2 pseudogenes are annotated in these 1,668 nt (G+C 43.4%); one reads left to right on the plus strand and one right to left on the minus strand.

Going from position 1 to position 1,668, the window contains the following annotated elements:
• Positions 1 to 699 (minus strand): annotated as a pseudogene (locus QT974_RS34125) (ATPase); the annotation flags it as partial.
• A gap of 700 nt (positions 700 to 1,399) precedes the next feature.
• Between QT974_RS34125 and QT974_RS34130 the strand changes: the two are divergent.
• Positions 1,400 to 1,668 (plus strand): annotated as a pseudogene (locus QT974_RS34130) (hypothetical protein); the annotation flags it as partial.

The following is a 1,668-nucleotide window of genomic DNA, read 5'->3' on the forward strand; positions in this document are numbered from 1 at the left end:
CCCCCTTGATAAGGGGGGGTTGGGGGGGTTAATTCCTTGCTGTTGGGAGATGAATTTAATTAAGTTTGTTTGGAGTGATGCCAGCGGTGGCGCGTTGTGGAGGCTTCGCCAGATAATGCAGTCGAATTCGTGTTGAATTTGTGGGATTAGTTGGAGTGTCAGGGCGGTTTTGCCAATACCGGATAAGCCGAGGATGGTGATGAGGCGGGTGCGGCTTGAAATCCAGTTTTTGAGGGTGGAAAGTTCGGATGTGCGATCGAAAAATGTCGAGATTTCTGGTGCGTCGCCTAAGTCGATGCGGGGCTGTTTTGCTGTTGGTTCGGGGTTTTGGGGTGTTTTGGGCGATCGCACTTTTTCACGACAAACATTAAAGTTATTATTGACTGTGACATTCTCGCCAATTTTAATATTATCGCCAACTACAGCTAATTGATAATTATAAATGTTTTCCTTTTCTAATACAGTCCTCAAATTGTTTTTAGTAATATTTTTTTTCAATCCTTTAGAAAGTGTTTTCCAAAGTTCCGATCCGACATTTCTGACATGACTTGGACTTGAGTAAAGTTCTTGAGCAATTTGCGTGTAAGTTGCGTCTTCTAATGTTCCCCGCAGAATAGCATCTTGCACGTAATCCAAATGCTTTCCCGTCTTAGCAAAAATTAGCTCATCTGCCAGTGTTAAGACTTCTGCAATATCCATAGATTCGGGAAAAGCTGGAGTTTACATCATTGATTATACCTGACATTTCGTACAATTGTGACATTTTTGATTTTGTCATCTATCTAAAGTCAGGACTTTTCCTACACAGCTCATCCTTTATATTAATTGATTAAGGTATTAGCAGGATATTTTTATGAAGCGCGATCGGTGGCTCAGCGGTTTGTTGTCGGCTGGGGTGTTGTCTTTTAGTTTAGCGACAGTTGGCGCACAAGTGGCACAGGCCCAGCGCCCAATCCATATACTCGACCTACAATGTCTTATTACAGGGGGTGTACTGAGAACTGGTAGCCCAAACGTGGGCGCGTTATCTTATTTGGAGAGAAGACCTACAGACCTTTCCATAGGCAGACAACTATACACCAGTATTATGATGGTAAGGGAAGCCGGTTGGACTTGTAAACTTCCAGGCGGTCGTGCTTCTCTGCGATTGGAGTATGGAGTTGACGATCGAGATGAAATTTCACCACCAAAAATCGAGGTTTATGTAGATGGAAATCAAGTAGATTCTCAGGTGGGAAAGCTTGGGAGGATCAATACAATGCTGGTAGATGTTAGTAATGGTAAAAGTTTATCTCTTGATATCTCTTGTTCCACAGCTAAAAATTGTAACCAAAGGTCTTATCACTTCTTCAAATTTAATCTAGAGCCCGGGGCAAGCTCTCCTGGGAGAAGATAAATTATGAGTATCAGCCGCCGTCAATTTAATCGGATCATTATCTGGGGTGGCGCTTCTTTTGCTGCTTCCGCCACATCAGGCATCTTTTTCCCCAAACCTGCCGAAGCTTATTCCCTAGAATTTCCGATTAGTGCTTTATCAGCCGATCGCGTTTTCAACGGTATTCAAAAATATTGCGGAGCACAACCCATCCCCGGCGTTCTATCACCGATATTACAACAATACTTCGGACAGTTTTGGAACAGGGATGCTCCGCGAGTAGAGCCAAAAAG

It is taken from the genome of Microcoleus sp. BM001215392 (assembly GCF_036700185.1).
In the GTDB taxonomy this organism is placed as follows: domain Bacteria; phylum Cyanobacteriota; class Cyanobacteriia; order Cyanobacteriales; family Microcoleaceae; genus Microcoleus.